Raw genomic sequence first — 14,332 nt, 5'->3', positions numbered from 1 at the left:
TCATCGAAAAGGGCAGCTGCGAGACGCCGCTCAGACCGTTCTTCTCGGCCTCGGCGAGGTCGAAATAGACATAGTCGGCGCCACCCGCGGAGAGCGTGCGGCGGCAATTGAAGCTGTCGAGGGATTTGGCAATCATTTCCGCACTCCTCTCCGGGCGAGAATCCGCCTTGCCAAGCCCGCAGGCCAGAACGGCCTTATGCCGCTGAAGCCGGAGGATGCTTTGGGACCATTGCACAATAAACCACGAAAGGTGCGCCACCTGGAATATAGGCGCAAACCAGAGATAGCTGCACCTAACGCTTGTGTTGTTGAAATATATCTTTGCAGTTGTATGCCGATACCACAGGACATTCTTATAAAATTCATAAGAATATATCCTGGTTCGGCCCGCGCTGGAGCACAAACCAACAAAATTCCTCCCAGATTTTTGTCAGCCTCAACGAAGTATGAGTCTCGGCCGGATATTTGCTTGATATTGACCCGCAAAGCTGTCAGTAACCTGTCACTGAAGCGCCCCGAACGAACTGAAGGAGGTACGGGAAGCCCGGGGTGAGGTGCCTGCGACAGGGAGGGTTGTTCGGCAGCCATGCGTATTCTGTTTGTGGAGGACAGCGTCGATCAGGCCACGGCTGTGATCGGGCGCTTGCGACGTTCGGGCTATGCCGTCGACTGGGCGAAGGACGGCGAGAGCGCCAATCAGCTTTTCCAGGAGGGCGTATACGACCTGGTCCTGCTCGACCTGATCTTGCCAAAAGTGGATGGCGAGATTTTCCTCGGTCGTTTGCGAGCCAGGAAGGCAACTGTGCCGGTTCTGGTCATGACCGCACGTGGCGGGCTTGAGGAAAAGGTGCGGGTGCTCGACGTCGGCGCGGACGACTATGTCGTCAAACCTTTCGAGCTCACCGAGATCGAAGCGCGGATTCGCGCGCTGCTCCGGCGCCCGCACGGCCATGCGAGCAGCACGATTACGATTGCAAATCTCACGTTCGACCTGGCTCGCCGGCGGGTGGAAATCGACGGTCATCACGTTCCCCTCGGGCAGCGGGAGTTCCGGCTGCTCGAACTGTTCCTTGGAAAGCTCGATCACCTGTTGACCAAGGATGCCATTCTGGATCACCTCTTCGCCTTCGATGAACCGGCGGCGCCGAATGCCGTCGAACTTTATGTTTCACGCCTGAGGAAAAAGCTCGCCGGCACACAGGTCGACATCAGGACGGTTTGGGGGGAAGGCTACGTCGCCGAACACAAAAAGCGGCAATGAAACGCATTCCATCCGCGCTCGATTGTTCGGCCGGCTGGTGCCGGTCTTCATCGTGCTCGGGCTCATCCTGTTTTCTTACATGCATTTCCACGCGCAGCGGGCGGCGGAGCGATCCTTCGACCATCTGATCGCCGCTTCGGCGCTGTCCATCGCTGACGCTGTCCAGTATGACGATGGCGCGCCGACGGTCGACCTGCCCTATTCGTCCCATGCAATCCTCGCAAGCCGCACCTCGAGCCGGATCTTCTACCGGGTCACCGCTCCGGATGGTTCGCTGATCACAGGCTATGGAGATCTCGCCGCCGATCTTCCACCCGCAAACTCCCCGAATCCCGAGTTCAGCAACGGGGTCTTTCTCGGCGTATCGGTGCGCATCTGCAAGCTCGGCCGCTTCATCTCGGGCGGCAGTCAATCGGGCTGGGTGACCATCGTCGTCGCGGAGACGGATGAGGAGCAGCAGCACTTTGCGTCGGATCTCCTGCGGCGATCGTTCGGGCCCGCGGCCGGCCTGATGCTGCTGGCGATCGGATTGGTCTGGCTGGCAGTCCGCGGCGCGCTGCAGCCGCTGGATACGATCGAGCGGGCGATTGTCGCCAACGACCCGTCGAGCCTCAAAGCGCTCGACATCCCGGTTCCCCGGGAAATCCGCCATCTGGTCGCGGCACTGAACTTCTTGATCGGGCGGTTGACCGCCCTGCATGCGCGCATGCAGAACTTCATCGCCGAGTCCGCGCACCAGCTTCGTACGCCGCTGTCCAATCTCAGCGTGCAGGTCGAATCGGCGATGGATGAACCTGACGGAAGCAGCGTGCGCCAGCATCTGCGCACCATCCACTGGAATGCGATCGTCGTCAGCCGCCTCGCCGATCAGTTGCTGGCCGACACGATGGTCGCGCACCGCGGCGAGATCGCGTCGCTGGTGCCGATCGACCTGCTGGAGCTGGTCGAACTCGCCACGGACGAGTTCGAGTCGCGGACGGGAACGAAGGTCAACCTGCGCATCGAAACCCTCGAAACCGCGCCGTATGTCGAGGGCGACGCCTTGATGCTGACCGAAGCGGTCAAGAACCTGCTCGACAACGCCCTGAAATACGCCGGCGCGGCAGAGCCCATAACGGTGCAGCTCAGTCTGGAGAACGGCCGCGCTGTCCTCAGGATAGAGGATCGCGGCCCCGGCATACGCGCGAGGACCGTCAGCACATAACCGAGCGTTTCGTACGCGGCTCACGCTCCCACAACACAGCGGGGAGCGGTCTTGGTCTTGCCATCGTCGCCAACGTCATGCGGCGCCACGATGCGATCCTGTCCTTCCATGATCGCGAAGGCGGAGGTTTGGTCGTGAAAATGGTCTTCCCCCCCTATCAGCCTCCGGAAGAGTTCAGCCAATGAGGTGCCGGCTTCCGTTGGCGATGGGATTGGCGTTGATTTTCTGGGCGACCGCGTCGGCCGCCGACGTGGTGACCCGTTTCGGGCCGCAAGACGCCAGCTCGCACCTTGTGATCTGGGGATCGACCGATCTGCAGGAGCTGAAGCCCGTCATCGAAAGCTTCCTGAATCTCCATCCCAACATGTCCATCACCTATTCCGATCTCCAGTCGGCGGACCTTTACAACCGCATCAGGGCCGGCCGGCCCACCTCGCCGGACCTGACCATCAGCACGGCCGCCGACCTCCAGATCAAGCTCGTCAACGACGGATTCGCGCACGAACACTTCCTGTCGTCCGCAGCCTCCCCCCGTTGGCCCTCCTGGCGCAACGCGGCCTTCGCCATCTCGGCCGAGCCGGCAGTCACTGTCTACAACGTTGGCCTGTCGGCGCTTGGCCCACCCCCTCAGTCGCGCGAGCAACTTGCCCAGTTCATCGACCGAAACAGGGAGAAGCTGCGCGGCCGGGTTGCCACATACGACATCGGGCTGAGCGGCCTTGGCTATTTGTTCGCCACTCAGGACTCGATCCACTCCAACACATACACCGCGCTGGTGCAGAGCCTCGGCCGCGCGGACGTGGCACTTCATTGCTGCAGCGGCGAGATGCTGGACAAGGTCGAGAAGGGAGATGTCCTCATCGCCTACAATGTTCTGGGCTCCTATGCGCTCGCCCGCAAGCAGCGTGGTGCGCCCATCGAGATCGTCCTCCCGGCGGACTATACGCTGGTGCTCTCGCGCGTGGCGATGATTCCGCGCGAGGCCAAGCGTCCGGATCTGGGTGGAGCCTTTCTGGATTTCCTGTTGGCGCCGAAGATTCAGGCGCGCTTCGCGAGCTTGGAGAGTTATCGCCCGGCGGATTCGATACCATCGCAGCCGATTGCCCTGGACGCTTCGCTGCTGGTCTTTCTCGATCCCATCAAGCGGGCAAGGTTCATCAAAGCCTGGCAGGCCCTTATCCATTCGACGCGGCATTGAAGCGCTCTGCTCCTGGCTGCAATGCCGCGTCACTGCCATGGTCGAGAAAGGCGCACGGCCGTCGCCGGAGGGGTAACGTCGCCGCAGGCATTGCCGGCAAAGAGCCATCGCTGTCAGCGGCAGCATGCTTCCGCGGCGGACGTCGATCGGGTTTGGAACGTCAGGCTTTTGACAGCTTTGACGGCTAGCATCCCCAACTACTAACGGTCGCGACAGGCGACCGACGCTGTCGGGAGGGAGGAGACCTCGAGGCGGCAAGGGCTGCGCTCGAAATCAGTACGCCATTCGTATTCTCGTCGCGACCGACCGCGAATGCAGTGGATCATGACGCATCAAAACAGGACCTGTCCGGCTGGCACGGCTTGCATGAGCCTTGCGCGCAGGGTGGCGGGTCATTGGCAGGTCACAAGGGAGGAAGTTTGATGAAACATTACATTTTGGCTGCGCTTCTGGCTGGCGCGATGGCTGTGCCCGCCATGGCGGAGGACTATAAAATCCTGGCGCCGGCTGCGCCGGGAGGCGGCTGGGACCAGACCGCGCGCTCGATGCAATCGGCCCTGCAGGACGAGAAGATTTCCGGCAGCGTGCAGGTGACCAACGTTCCGGGCGCCGGCGGCACGATCGGGCTCGCCCAATTCGTCAACCAGGCCAAAGGCGACGCCAGCCAGCTGATCGTGGGCGGCTACGTCATGGTCGGCGCGATCCTCACCAACAGTTCGCCTGTGACGCTCGCCGAGGTGACGCCGATTGCCCGCCTGACCGGCGAGTATGAAGCCCTCGTCGTGCCCGCCGCGTCCGACATCAAGGACATGGCCGGTCTGGTGGCGAAGCTGAAGGCCGACCCGGGCTCCGTCTCCTGGGGCGGCGGCTCTGCCGGCGGCACGGATCACATCACGGCCGGCCTGATCGCCAAGGCCGCGGGTGTCGATCCGACCAAGGTCAACTACATCGCCTTCGCCGGCGGCGGCGAGGCTCTCGCGGCGATCCTTGGCAACCAGGTCACCGTCGGCCTTTCCGGCTACGGTGAGTTCAAGGAACAGATCAAGTCCGGCACCTTGCGCATTATCGGCATCTCCTCGGACGCCAAGATCGAGGGCATCGACGCCCCGACCTTCAAGGAGGCTGGAATCGACGTGTCGATCCAGAATTGGCGAATGGTCGCGGCCGCCCCCGGCATCTCGGCGGAACAGAAGACTGCCATCCTCGGTGACATCGACAAGATGGTGCAGTCGCCTTCCTGGCAGAAGGTGCTTGCGGACAAGGGCTGGGCCAACACCTACCTGGCCGGTGACGATTTCGCCGCGCAGCTCAAGAAGGACAGCGAGTCCACCTCGGAAATCCTGAAGCAGATCGGTCTGGTGAAATGAGCGATCCGCACCCGACCAAGAACGAACGCCGCCCCGACGGGGCGGCGTTCGCCATCGCCGCGGCCCTCCTGCTGGTCGCCGTCGGCATTGCGTGGAGCACGCTGAACAGTGGCGGCGTGGCCATATCCGCCCCAGTCGGGCCAAAGACGTTCCCCTATGTTGTCGCCACCGGCCTTTTCGTGCTCGGCGTGCTGACCGCGGTAGAGGCCTGGCGAGGCGACTTCCCCGAGCGCGGTGCTCAGGACCTGCCGCCGATGATCTGGATCGTTGGCGGACTCGCGGCGCAACTGCTGACCATGAAGACGTTGGGCTTCTCCATCGCGACCGGTCTGCTGTTCGCTGCCGCCGCCAAGGGTTTCGGCAAGGGGCCGCTGTGGCGGACGGTGCCGATCGGAATCGCGTTCTCCTTTGTCGTCTGGTTCGTTTTCGCCAAGGGCCTGCAGCTCTCGCTGCCAGCGGGTCCGCTGGAACAAGTTTTCTAGGCCCGGAGGCACGTTCATGGATACGTTTGCCCTGCTGGGACAGGGGCTGCTGACCGCCCTCGAACCGGCGAAACTTTTCTACGCGCTGATCGGCGTCACGCTCGGCACCGCGGTCGGCGTCATGCCCGGCATCGGTCCGGCGCTTACCGTCGCGCTGCTGCTGCCCGTAACCTACAAGCTCGATCCGGCGGGATCGCTGATCATGTTCGCCGGCATCTACTACGGCGGCATGTATGGCGGCTCGACCACCTCGATCCTGCTCAACACGCCCGGCGAAAGCGCCTCGATCGTGACCGCGCTGGAGGGCAACAAGATGGCCCGTTCGGGCCGCGGCGGCCCGGCGCTGGCCACCGCTGCCATCGGCTCGTTCGTCGCCGGACTGCTGGCGACGCTGGGCCTCGCCTTCATCGCGCCGAGCGTGGTCAAGTTCGCGCTGTCCTTCGGGCCGGCGGAATATTTCGCGCTGATGCTGCTCGCCTTCATGACCGTCTCGGCTGCCTTCGGCGACTCAACCCTGCGCGGACTGACCGCCCTTTTCATCGGCCTGGCGCTGGGGCTCATCGGCATCGACCAGCTGACCGGCCAGGCGCGTCTTTCGATGGGGTTCCCGAACTTGTTGGACGGCATTTCGGTCACCACCTTGGCCGTCGCGCTGTTCGCCATAGGCGAGACCCTTGCGGTCGTCTCGACCCATGCCTTCGGCGAGGAGAAGATCGAACGCGTCAAAGGCTCGGTCTGGATGACCCGCGAGGACTGGAAGCGCTCCTGGAAGCCGTGGCTGCGCGGCACCGCAATCGGCTTCCCGATCGGCGCCATGCCGGCCGGCGGCGCCGACATTTCGAGCTTTCTCTCCTATTCCGCGGAGCGGAGCTTTGCGAAACACCCGGAGGAGTTCGGCAAGGGCGCGATCGAGGGCGTCGCCGGTCCCGAGGCCGCCAACAACGCCTCGGCAGCCGGCACACTGGTGCCGCTCTTGACACTCGGCCTGCCCACCACGGCAACCGCGGCGATCATGCTGGCCGGCTTTCAGCAGTTCGGTCTTCAGCCCGGCCCGTTGCTCTTCGCCACCAATGCGCCGCTGGTCTGGGGGCTGATCGCCAGCCTGCTGGTGGCGAACTTCATGCTGCTGGTCCTCAACCTGCCGCTGATCGGCCTGTGGGTGAAGCTGCTCGCCATCCCCCGGCCGTGGCTCTATGCCGGCATCCTGGTGTTCGCGACGCTCGGCACGATCGGCGCCGACGGCTCGACCTACTTCCTCGGCCCGATCCCGATCTCGTTCGGCCTGGGTCTGTTGATGCTGTTCGGCATTCTCGGCTACCTGCTCCGGCGTTTCGGCTATCCGATCGCGCCGGTGGTGGTCGGCATGATCCTCGGGCCGATGTCGGAAAAGAGTCTCCGCCAGGGGCTGCAGATCAGCCAGGGCGATCCGATGTTCCTGTTCCACTCCTGGATCGCGGTGATCCTGTGGAGCCTGGCGATGACCGCGCTGCTCCTGCCGATGTACCTACGCTGGCGCGGCAGCCGGGCGCTGTCGCAATTCGGCGGCGACGAGGACTGATCGGGAGCCGCCCCGGCTACAAACGCAAACAAGGAGTTGGAGCGGTTCAACGTTCTGCGCAACGATGAACCGCTCCAATGCATGCGCTTAGAAGTGTGCAGCGGTTCTGAGACAACGTGCTCTATGGTTTCAACGGAGCAATCGACTGTCGTTCCAGAAAGCGCCCGGGCAGGATCACATGCTTGACCGGTCCTGATTGTCCCTCAATCCGGTCAAGCAGCATTTCCGTCGCGGCAACGCCGATCTGATGAGCCGGCTGGGCAATGGTTGCGATGCCAGGCTTCAGGAAGCTCATCCAATCCAGATCGTCGAAGCACACCAGTGAGAGTTCGCCAGGCAGGGCCAGACTCAATGAAGAAATCGCTTCCATTGTCCCGGTCGACATCACGCCGTCGGCCGCGAAAAGAGCCGAAGGCGGATCGCTCAGCTGAAGGACATCGATAGCTTCTTTGCGAGCACTGGCAGTGGAGTAGGCGCTCACACGCCTGATCAGCGCCGGATCGGGCTGAACGGCGAATGTCCGATGCGCCTCGAGGTAGCCCAGGAAACGCTGCCAGCTCGGATAGAGGTAGTGGACATTGGCGCCTGACAAAGGCACGTCGGCGAGAACCATCTCGAAATCGACCGAGGGCGTCGACCACAGCTCGGCGATGATGCCGATCCGGCGGTGGCCCGCTTCGAACAGCCGCGTCACGCAATCGCGCGCCGCCGCCACATTGTCGAGAACGACCGCATCGGTGTCGAGGCCCCGCACGATGCGGTCGAACTGCACGATCGGACAGCTCGAGGAGAGCGCGGTGCGCAAATGGCCGGCACCGTCCAGCGCAGCCGAGGACACCAAAAGCCCGTCCACCTGCTTCTCCAGCAGCAACTGGACAGCCTCCTGCTCGAGCTGCTCATTCTCGTCGCTGTTGGTGATGATCACTCCGAAGCCGCGCTTGCGCGCGACGTCGCTGATGCCTCGCAGCACGCTGGCGTAGAACGGGCTTTCCATGTCGCCGGCGACGACGCCGATGGTTTGCGTCTTGCCGGTGATCAGGCCACGCGCCAGGCGGTTCGGACGATAGCCGAGCGCCTCGGCTGCTTCGCGCACCTTCTGCTGGATGGCATCGCTGGCGTATCCATAGGAGCCAAGCACCCTGCCCGCCGTGGCCGGGCTCACGCCTGCCTTTCGTGCCACCTCGATGATGGTGACCTTGCTCGATGATCTGTCAGCCACCGTTCCGCCCTCTTACCCGCCGAGTCGCAACGAACATGCGCCCTCGGATCCTGCCCGCTGGTACAAGCTTCGCCTCCCAGGTGGCAAGCGGCTCAGACGGCCGGGCCGGGCCTGCCCGCCGGACGCTCAGAGCACCTCGGAAAGGAACCGGCGCAGCCGCGGGCTTTGCGGGTTGTCGAACAGATCCGAGGGGCGCCCGGCTTCCACGATGCGTCCTTCATCCATGAACACGACCTGGTCCGCGACCTTGCGGGCGAAGTTCATCTCGTGCGTGACGACCACCATCGTCATGCCGCGCCGCCCGAGATCGGCCATCAGGTTGAGCACGCCCTTGACGAGCTCGGGGTCGAGCGCGCTGGTGACTTCGTCGAAGAGCATCACCTCGGGATCGAGCGCCAGGGCCCTGGCGATGGCGACACGCTGCTGCTGGCCTCCGGAGAGATTCGCCGGCCGATGGTGCTTGCGCTCCAGCAGGCCCACATCGCGCAGCCGCATCTCTGCGATGCGCTCCGCCTTGTCCTTGGCCAGTCCTTTCACTTTGCGCAGGGCGAGCGTCACGTTGGCGAGCGCAGTCCGATCCGGAAACAGGTTGAATTGCTGGAAGACCATGCCGACGCGGCGCCTGAGCTGGTCGGGCGTCTGACGGTAGATGCTTTCGCCATCGAGCAGGATGTCGCCGGACCGGCATTCCACCAGCCGGTTCAGGCAGCGCAACAAGGTCGACTTGCCCGACCCGGACGGCCCGATCAGGCAGGTCACCGTGCCCGGCTGCACGGTCAGGCTGACATCGTGCAGCACCTGGACGGCGCCATATGCCATGTCGATGTTTCTCACATCGATGCCCCCTCCCCTAAAACTCGCGGCTTTCTCGCTGCCCGGTCCGGCCGGCGCGCCAGCCTCGCCCGAGACCTCGGCATCCGCGAGCTCCGCGACCTCCTTAAGGCCGCTGTGCACCTCGGTGAGGCGCCGCCCTGTCCGCATCCTTGCATCGATGTAGTTGACGAGGTGCGTGAGCGGCACGGTGATGACGAGATAGAAGATGCCGGCAAGCAGCAGCGGCGAGAGATTGCCGGTGACCACCGCCTGGTCCTGGCCGACCCGGAACAGCTCGCGCTCCGACGCCAGCAGGCCGAGGAAGTAGACAAGGCTCGAATCCTTCACATTGCCGATGAACTGGTTGACCAGCGCCGGCAGGACGCGCCGGATGCCCTGCGGAATCACCACCAGCCGCATGCCCTGGCCATAGGTCATCCCGAGCGTGCGCGTGGCATCGAGCTGGCCGCGCTCCACGCTCTGGATCCCGGCGCGGAAAATCTCGCCGATATAGGCGCCGGCGATCAAGCTGAGCGCCAGAATGCCGAGGGGATAGGGCGAAGGCCCGAAGAGATCACGGCCCATTCGCGCGAAGCCCTGGCCGATGATGAGGATGGTGACGATCGCCGGCAGGCCGCGGAATATATCGGTGTAGATGCGGGCGACGAGCTTGAGGGCCCGGTTGTCGGAAATTCCCATCACGGCCAGGACGATGCCGATCACGATGCCGAGCAGCGTCGAGGCCGCGGCAAGGATGAGCGTGTTCTTGAGGCCGACTGCGACCATCGTCGGCAGGACGGCGGCCATCGCCTCCCAGTCAAGGAAGCTGCGGCTAAAATGCTCGAACCAGCCCATTCAAACTCCATATGCGGAAAGAGCCGGGCCGCTGTGGCAGGCCCGGCCCGGTGTCAATCCTTTGCGCCGGTGTGGCTCGTAACAGGCCAGAACCTCAGGACTTCGGAAGGTACTCATCCGGCATCGGTGTGCCCGGGAACCACTTCTCGTGCAGCCGCTTCCAGGTGCCGTCCTGCATGGCTTCATGAAGCGCCTTGTTCAACGCTTCGCGGAAGGCATCGTTGCCCTTCTTCACGACGAATCCGGCCGGCGCATCGAAAGAAGGCACGTTCATGGTGATCTTCAGGCTGGGGTAGCGCTCGACATACTGCTTTGCCGATTCATAATCGGTGAAGTGACCATCGATCGTGCCGTTGTTGAGCGCGGCGACCGCGGAGTTGTTGTCGGGAAACTTGACGATGTCACCCTTCAGATTCTTCTCCGCATAGATCTCCTGCAACGTCCCCTGGATGACGCCGATGCGCTTTCCGGCGGTGCTCTCGTTGCTGCTGAGGGCGGGGTCGGCGGAGATGATGGAGAGGTAGCCGGCCAGATAGCCGTCGCTGAAATCCACCGTCTTCTTGCGCTCGTCCGTGGTTCCGATCGCGGCGACGCCGACATCGAAACGGCCGTTGGCTACCGAAGGCAGTAGGGCTGCGAAATCCATGCCGGTGAAGACGACCTGGTCCTCCTTGAAGCCGAGACGGTGCGCGACGTCGCGGAAAAGTTCCGCGTCGAAGCCGCTGAAAGTCCCGTCGGCCTCGGTGAAGACGTAAGGCTTGGCGTCGCCCATGGTGCCGACGCTGATGACGTTCGGATCGATGAGGTTGTAGGGATTGTCGGCCGCCTGGGCCTGCGGCGAACCGGTCACAGCCCCGAACGCCGTAAGCGCCGCGACTGCCAGCGCAAGGCCGCAGCCCGCCACCGCACGTCTGTTCAAGATTTTCTGCATTCAACTCCTCCGCGGAAAATGGTCACACATGAGATTTGACGCCGCGATCCCTCGTCCCTCAAACGTGGATTCTCCCGGCCAAACCAACGCACATCCGATCGAAAAGGCGCTCCATCAGCCCCATCGATATGAGAACGTTCTCATTTTGATATCAGCGAAGCGTGGCTTCGTCAACACGTCACTGGACATTGCAATATCGCGGCTCACCGCTTGGTCGACTCCGGCCCCGAGTGAGCACCGACATCTCTGCAGCCGATGTTGAGCTTTGCGGCATAGCCGAATGCGCCATAGTGGCCGCAGGTGGCGGCGGCTGCGATCGCCGCCTGGGCGAGGACATCCTGCGGATGCTCCTCTTTCAACAGGCCAAACAGCGTGCGCGCAATGAAGGTGTCGCCGGCACCGAGTGTGTCGACTGCATCGGTTGGCATTGCCGGCACCGAGAATCGGCCTTCGCTGCCGGCCAGCGTGGCCCCCTGCGTGCCGCGCGTGAGGAGCACCCATTTCGCCCCAACCGCGAGCAGATCCGTTGTGATGGCGGCGGCCTGAGCTTGCGAAAGATCACCCGCGGAGACCGAGGCGAGGAAACAGTGCGGCCCAATCTTTCCAAAGTGTTCGTGATCTCTGCGGGTCGAGAAGTCATAGGAAAGGCGCGTCATTGCAGCGGCCTTCTGGACATAGGCATCGAGCCCGCTCGACTGACCGACATGGACGGCCGAAAAGTCGCGAAGGAACATCTGGTCCCCTGATGAAGGCGCAAACATGGAGACGCCGAGATCGAAGCTGAGAAACACCCGGTCGTTCCCGCGATGGCCGATCAGGCAATAGGCGGTCGGTCCGTCGAGCCGCCGCAAATGGCTGATGTCGACCTGTTCCGCACTCAACGCCGCGTGGATGAGATCGCCGGCCGGATCCTTGCCGATGGCGCCGATATAGGCCGAGTGTCCGCCGAAGCGGCGGACATGGACGGCCACATTGAGGCAGTTGCCGCCCGGATACATCTGCGAGCGCGAGACATAGCAGTCGACCACATTGTCGCCCATGGCGGCGATCTTGACCATCTTGTCACTTTCGGACTATTGGATTTGTGAGAACGTTCGCACACTGCTCGACGCGATGTCAAATGGGGTGCGATCGATAAGCCATACGAGGAGCAAGCGGAAGTGAGACTCAACCCGGACGTCGGTCAGGCCCTGGCATCGCTGCACGCCAGGCGCGTCTCGCATGTCTTTCTGGTCGGCTGTGGCGGATCGCTCTCAGTCATGATGGCCGGCAAATATTTCCTGGACAGGCATGCGGCTTCGCTGGCTTCGGACGCCTACAATGCCGAGGAGTTCATCGGCCGCGACCCGCGAAGGCTCGGACCTGCCGCTGTCGTCATCTTGTGTTCGCAGACCGGCACCACGAAGGAAACCGTACGCGCGGCTCGACACGCCAGCGCGCGCGGCGCCGTCACCATCGGCATGACGCTCGATCCGAAGTCGCCATTGGCGGAAGCGGTCGACCACGTCGTCGGCTACCAGGCGTCCTACACAACGGGAGCGCCGATCGATTCCGCCTGCAGCAACTACGGCGTGCTCTACATGCTGCTCGCCGGCTTGCTCGACCAGACCGACGGATCGGCCCTGTTGCCGCCGCTGCTTGACAGCCTGGCACAACTCCAGCCGGCAATTGAACGTGCGCACCGCCGCTACGCCGGACTTTTCGAGGATTTCGCCCCGCGGTTTGCCGATCAGCAGGCGATATATACCGTGGCGAGCGGCGCGGCCTACGGCGCAGCCTATTCCTTTTCGATCTGCGTGCTGATGGAGATGCAGTGGTACGACTCTCAGGCGATCCATGCCAACGAGTTCTTCCACGGACCATTCGAGGTGGTCGACAGGGACGCCAATTTCGTCGTCATGCTCGGCCTCGACGAGACGCGCCCGCTTGCCGAGCGCGCGCGCGACTTCCTGCTGAAATACGGCAATCCCGACAGGATCCTGCTGATGGACGCGGCCGAGCTCGATTTGTCCGGCATGGACGCGCGCTTCAAGCCTTACCTGGTGCCGCTGGTGCTGTTCGACGCGTTGTGGCGCTTCGCCTACAGGCTGGCCGACCTGCGCCGGCACCCAATGCTGGAGGGGCGCCGCTACATGAAGAAGCTCGTCAACTATTGAAGATTGCCAAGCAATCGGAGGTCCCCTCCTCGAACCGCCTGACGTCCGTTGCACTCTAGCCTTCTTGGCCGGTCTAACGCCTCGCAAAACAAAGAGAGAGCCATGAACTCATCAGTCCAATCGCACCGTGTCGCCGTGGTGGGCGCCGGCATCTTCGGGGTGTCAACCGCGCTGCATCTTGCGCGCGCTGGTGCGCAGGTCACACTCATCACCGAAAGTACCGTCGCCAGCGGTGCTTCCGGACGCTCCCTGTCGTGGCTGAACTCGGCCCGCATACGCTCGGCCGCGTACCATGCCCTGCGCATGGCCGGGTTGGACCGGTACCGCACGCTGGCTCAGCAGCAGCCTGATGCCAACTGGCTGCGGTTCGATGGCGGACTGACGTGGGATGCAGACGACGAACGCAACGAAATCGCAGCCGTCTTCAAGCACGAGAAGGCGATCGGCTACGATGCGAGATTGCTGCGCCCGGAGGAGATCGCGGCTGTGACGCCGGGCATCGACACATCGGCCGTTACACCGCAGGGAGCGATTTTCAATCCAGCAGAAGGATGGGTGGATCTCCCCTCGCTCATCGGGCTGCTGCTCGGTGAGTTCAAGGCCCGTGGAGGAACGCTCCTGGAGAACGCCGGCCAGGCATCGGTGAACGTCGCCAACGGTCGCGCGCGCGGCGTAAGAAGTGCGCTCGGCGACCCCATCGAAGCGGACTCGGTTCTGGTCGCGACGGGCGCCGCGGTGCCGGCCCTTGTCGCCGAGTCCGGCGTCCGGATCCCGGACGCAACGCCGATCTCGCTGCTGGTGAGGACCAAACCCCTCAACTCACCTCTGAAGGCGGTCTTGAACACACCCCGCGTCGCCGTTCGACCCACCCTCGACGGCGCCCTGGTGCTGGACTCGGCATGGTCGGAAGAGGAGGTCGAAATCAACCCGGATGGGACCTACGGCGTCCGGGAAGAGACGGTGAAAGGCCTGTTGCATGCGGCCAGCCACGTCCTTGAAGGCAATCCTGAACTCGGACTCGATGGGTATGGGGTCGGACCGAAACCCATCCCTGCAGACGGCGAGCCTGTGCTCGGCCAGTTGGACTCTATCCCAGGCTACCATGTCGCGTTCAGCCACAGCGGGGCGACACTCGGCCTTATCGTGGGAGAACTGCTCGGCCAGGAGATCCTGACCGGCGAACCTCATCCAATGCTCGCCACCTTCCAGCCTGCCCGGTTTGTTTCGTGAAACAGGCCAGCAATCCATTGCCCGAACCAGCAGAACGATCCTGAGCTGCACGCCGGCG

General features: G+C 63.4%; 12 protein-coding genes. 8 read left to right on the top strand and 4 right to left on the bottom strand.

What is annotated here, in order from left to right:
• Window positions 1-586: 586 nt before the first annotated feature.
• From EN818_RS18725 to EN818_RS18695, 6 genes are all read left to right on the top strand, one after another.
• The gene (locus EN818_RS18725) at window positions 587-1,261 is read left to right on the top strand and encodes a response regulator transcription factor (RefSeq protein WP_135904823.1); all 675 of its coding nucleotides are present in this window, start codon (window positions 587-589) and stop codon (window positions 1,259-1,261) included.
• 37 nt (window positions 1,262-1,298) lie between these two features.
• Window positions 1,299-2,465 carry a sensor histidine kinase gene (locus EN818_RS18720; RefSeq protein ID WP_129553850.1) on the top strand — a complete coding sequence of 389 codons (1,167 nt, stop codon included), beginning with the start codon at window positions 1,299-1,301 and terminating at the stop codon, window positions 2,463-2,465.
• A gap of 211 nt (window positions 2,466-2,676) precedes the next feature.
• Window positions 2,677-3,663, top strand: coding sequence for an ABC transporter substrate-binding protein (locus tag EN818_RS18710; RefSeq protein WP_165350006.1), 987 nt, complete (start codon window positions 2,677-2,679; stop codon window positions 3,661-3,663).
• A 422-nt stretch (window positions 3,664-4,085) separates the two neighbouring features.
• Window positions 4,086-5,030 (top strand): tripartite tricarboxylate transporter substrate binding protein, encoded by a 945-nt coding sequence (locus tag EN818_RS18705; RefSeq protein ID WP_095806806.1) that lies wholly within the window; start codon window positions 4,086-4,088, stop codon window positions 5,028-5,030.
• The gene (locus EN818_RS18700; RefSeq protein ID WP_095806807.1) at window positions 5,027-5,512 is read left to right on the top strand and encodes a tripartite tricarboxylate transporter TctB family protein; all 486 of its coding nucleotides are present in this window, start codon (window positions 5,027-5,029) and stop codon (window positions 5,510-5,512) included. The genes EN818_RS18705 and EN818_RS18700 overlap by 4 nt, the downstream gene beginning before the upstream one ends.
• Before the next feature lie 16 nt (window positions 5,513-5,528).
• Window positions 5,529-7,070, top strand: coding sequence for a tripartite tricarboxylate transporter permease (locus EN818_RS18695; RefSeq protein WP_095806808.1), 1,542 nt, complete (start codon window positions 5,529-5,531; stop codon window positions 7,068-7,070).
• Between the two features lie 121 nt (window positions 7,071-7,191).
• Here EN818_RS18695 and EN818_RS18690 read toward each other — a convergent pair whose 3' ends face one another.
• The 4 genes from EN818_RS18690 to EN818_RS18675 all read right to left on the bottom strand — a co-directional run bounded on the left by EN818_RS18690 (window position 7,192) and on the right by EN818_RS18675 (window position 11,946).
• Window positions 7,192-8,289 carry a LacI family DNA-binding transcriptional regulator gene (locus EN818_RS18690; RefSeq protein WP_095806809.1) on the bottom strand — a complete coding sequence of 366 codons (1,098 nt, stop codon included), beginning with the start codon at window positions 8,287-8,289 and terminating at the stop codon, window positions 7,192-7,194.
• Window positions 8,290-8,415: 126 nt separating this feature from the next.
• Window positions 8,416-9,957, bottom strand: a complete 1,542-nt coding sequence (locus tag EN818_RS34325; RefSeq protein ID WP_095806810.1) for an amino acid ABC transporter permease/ATP-binding protein — start codon at window positions 9,955-9,957, stop codon at window positions 8,416-8,418.
• A gap of 94 nt (window positions 9,958-10,051) precedes the next feature.
• The gene (locus tag EN818_RS18680) at window positions 10,052-10,888 is read right to left on the bottom strand and encodes an ABC transporter substrate-binding protein (protein ID WP_095806811.1); all 837 of its coding nucleotides are present in this window, start codon (window positions 10,886-10,888) and stop codon (window positions 10,052-10,054) included.
• A 203-nt stretch (window positions 10,889-11,091) separates the two neighbouring features.
• A complete protein-coding gene (locus EN818_RS18675) occupies window positions 11,092-11,946 on the bottom strand; it encodes a PfkB family carbohydrate kinase (RefSeq protein WP_095806812.1) in 855 nt (284 codons plus the stop codon).
• Window positions 11,947-12,048: 102 nt separating this feature from the next.
• Between EN818_RS18675 and EN818_RS18670 the strand changes: the two genes are divergently transcribed.
• Both EN818_RS18670 and EN818_RS18665 read left to right on the top strand, forming a co-directional pair.
• Window positions 12,049-13,044: an SIS domain-containing protein gene (locus tag EN818_RS18670; RefSeq protein WP_095806813.1), complete on the top strand. Its 996-nt coding sequence runs from the start codon at window positions 12,049-12,051 to the stop codon at window positions 13,042-13,044.
• A gap of 102 nt (window positions 13,045-13,146) precedes the next feature.
• The gene (locus tag EN818_RS18665; RefSeq protein WP_095806814.1) at window positions 13,147-14,274 is read left to right on the top strand and encodes an FAD-binding oxidoreductase; all 1,128 of its coding nucleotides are present in this window, start codon (window positions 13,147-13,149) and stop codon (window positions 14,272-14,274) included.
• The last annotated feature ends 58 nt before the right edge of the window (window positions 14,275-14,332 follow it).

The organism is Mesorhizobium sp. M3A.F.Ca.ET.175.01.1.1 (assembly GCF_004791945.1).
In the GTDB taxonomy this organism is placed as follows: Bacteria; Pseudomonadota; Alphaproteobacteria; order Rhizobiales; family Rhizobiaceae; genus Mesorhizobium.
Note: the sequence above shows the minus strand (reverse complement) of the source record. Positions and strands in the feature narration are given on the sequence as shown.

What these genes read in the sequence shown, in the direction of transcription:
- EN818_RS18680 (WP_095806811.1), bottom strand. Translation starts at nt 10,888, where the DNA reads ATGCAGAAAATCTTGAACAGACGTGCGGTGGCGGGCTGCGGCCTTGCG.
- EN818_RS18675 (WP_095806812.1), bottom strand. Translation starts at nt 11,946, where the DNA reads ATGGTCAAGATCGCCGCCATGGGCGACAATGTGGTCGACTGCTATGTC.
- EN818_RS18665 (WP_095806814.1), top strand. Translation starts at nt 13,147, where the DNA reads ATGAACTCATCAGTCCAATCGCACCGTGTCGCCGTGGTGGGCGCCGGC.
- EN818_RS18725 (WP_135904823.1), top strand. Translation starts at nt 587, where the DNA reads ATGCGTATTCTGTTTGTGGAGGACAGCGTCGATCAGGCCACGGCTGTG.
- EN818_RS18705 (WP_095806806.1), top strand. Translation starts at nt 4,086, where the DNA reads ATGAAACATTACATTTTGGCTGCGCTTCTGGCTGGCGCGATGGCTGTG.
- EN818_RS34325 (WP_095806810.1), bottom strand. Translation starts at nt 9,957, where the DNA reads ATGGGCTGGTTCGAGCATTTTAGCCGCAGCTTCCTTGACTGGGAGGCG.
- EN818_RS18700 (WP_095806807.1), top strand. Translation starts at nt 5,027, where the DNA reads ATGAGCGATCCGCACCCGACCAAGAACGAACGCCGCCCCGACGGGGCG.
- EN818_RS18695 (WP_095806808.1), top strand. Translation starts at nt 5,529, where the DNA reads ATGGATACGTTTGCCCTGCTGGGACAGGGGCTGCTGACCGCCCTCGAA.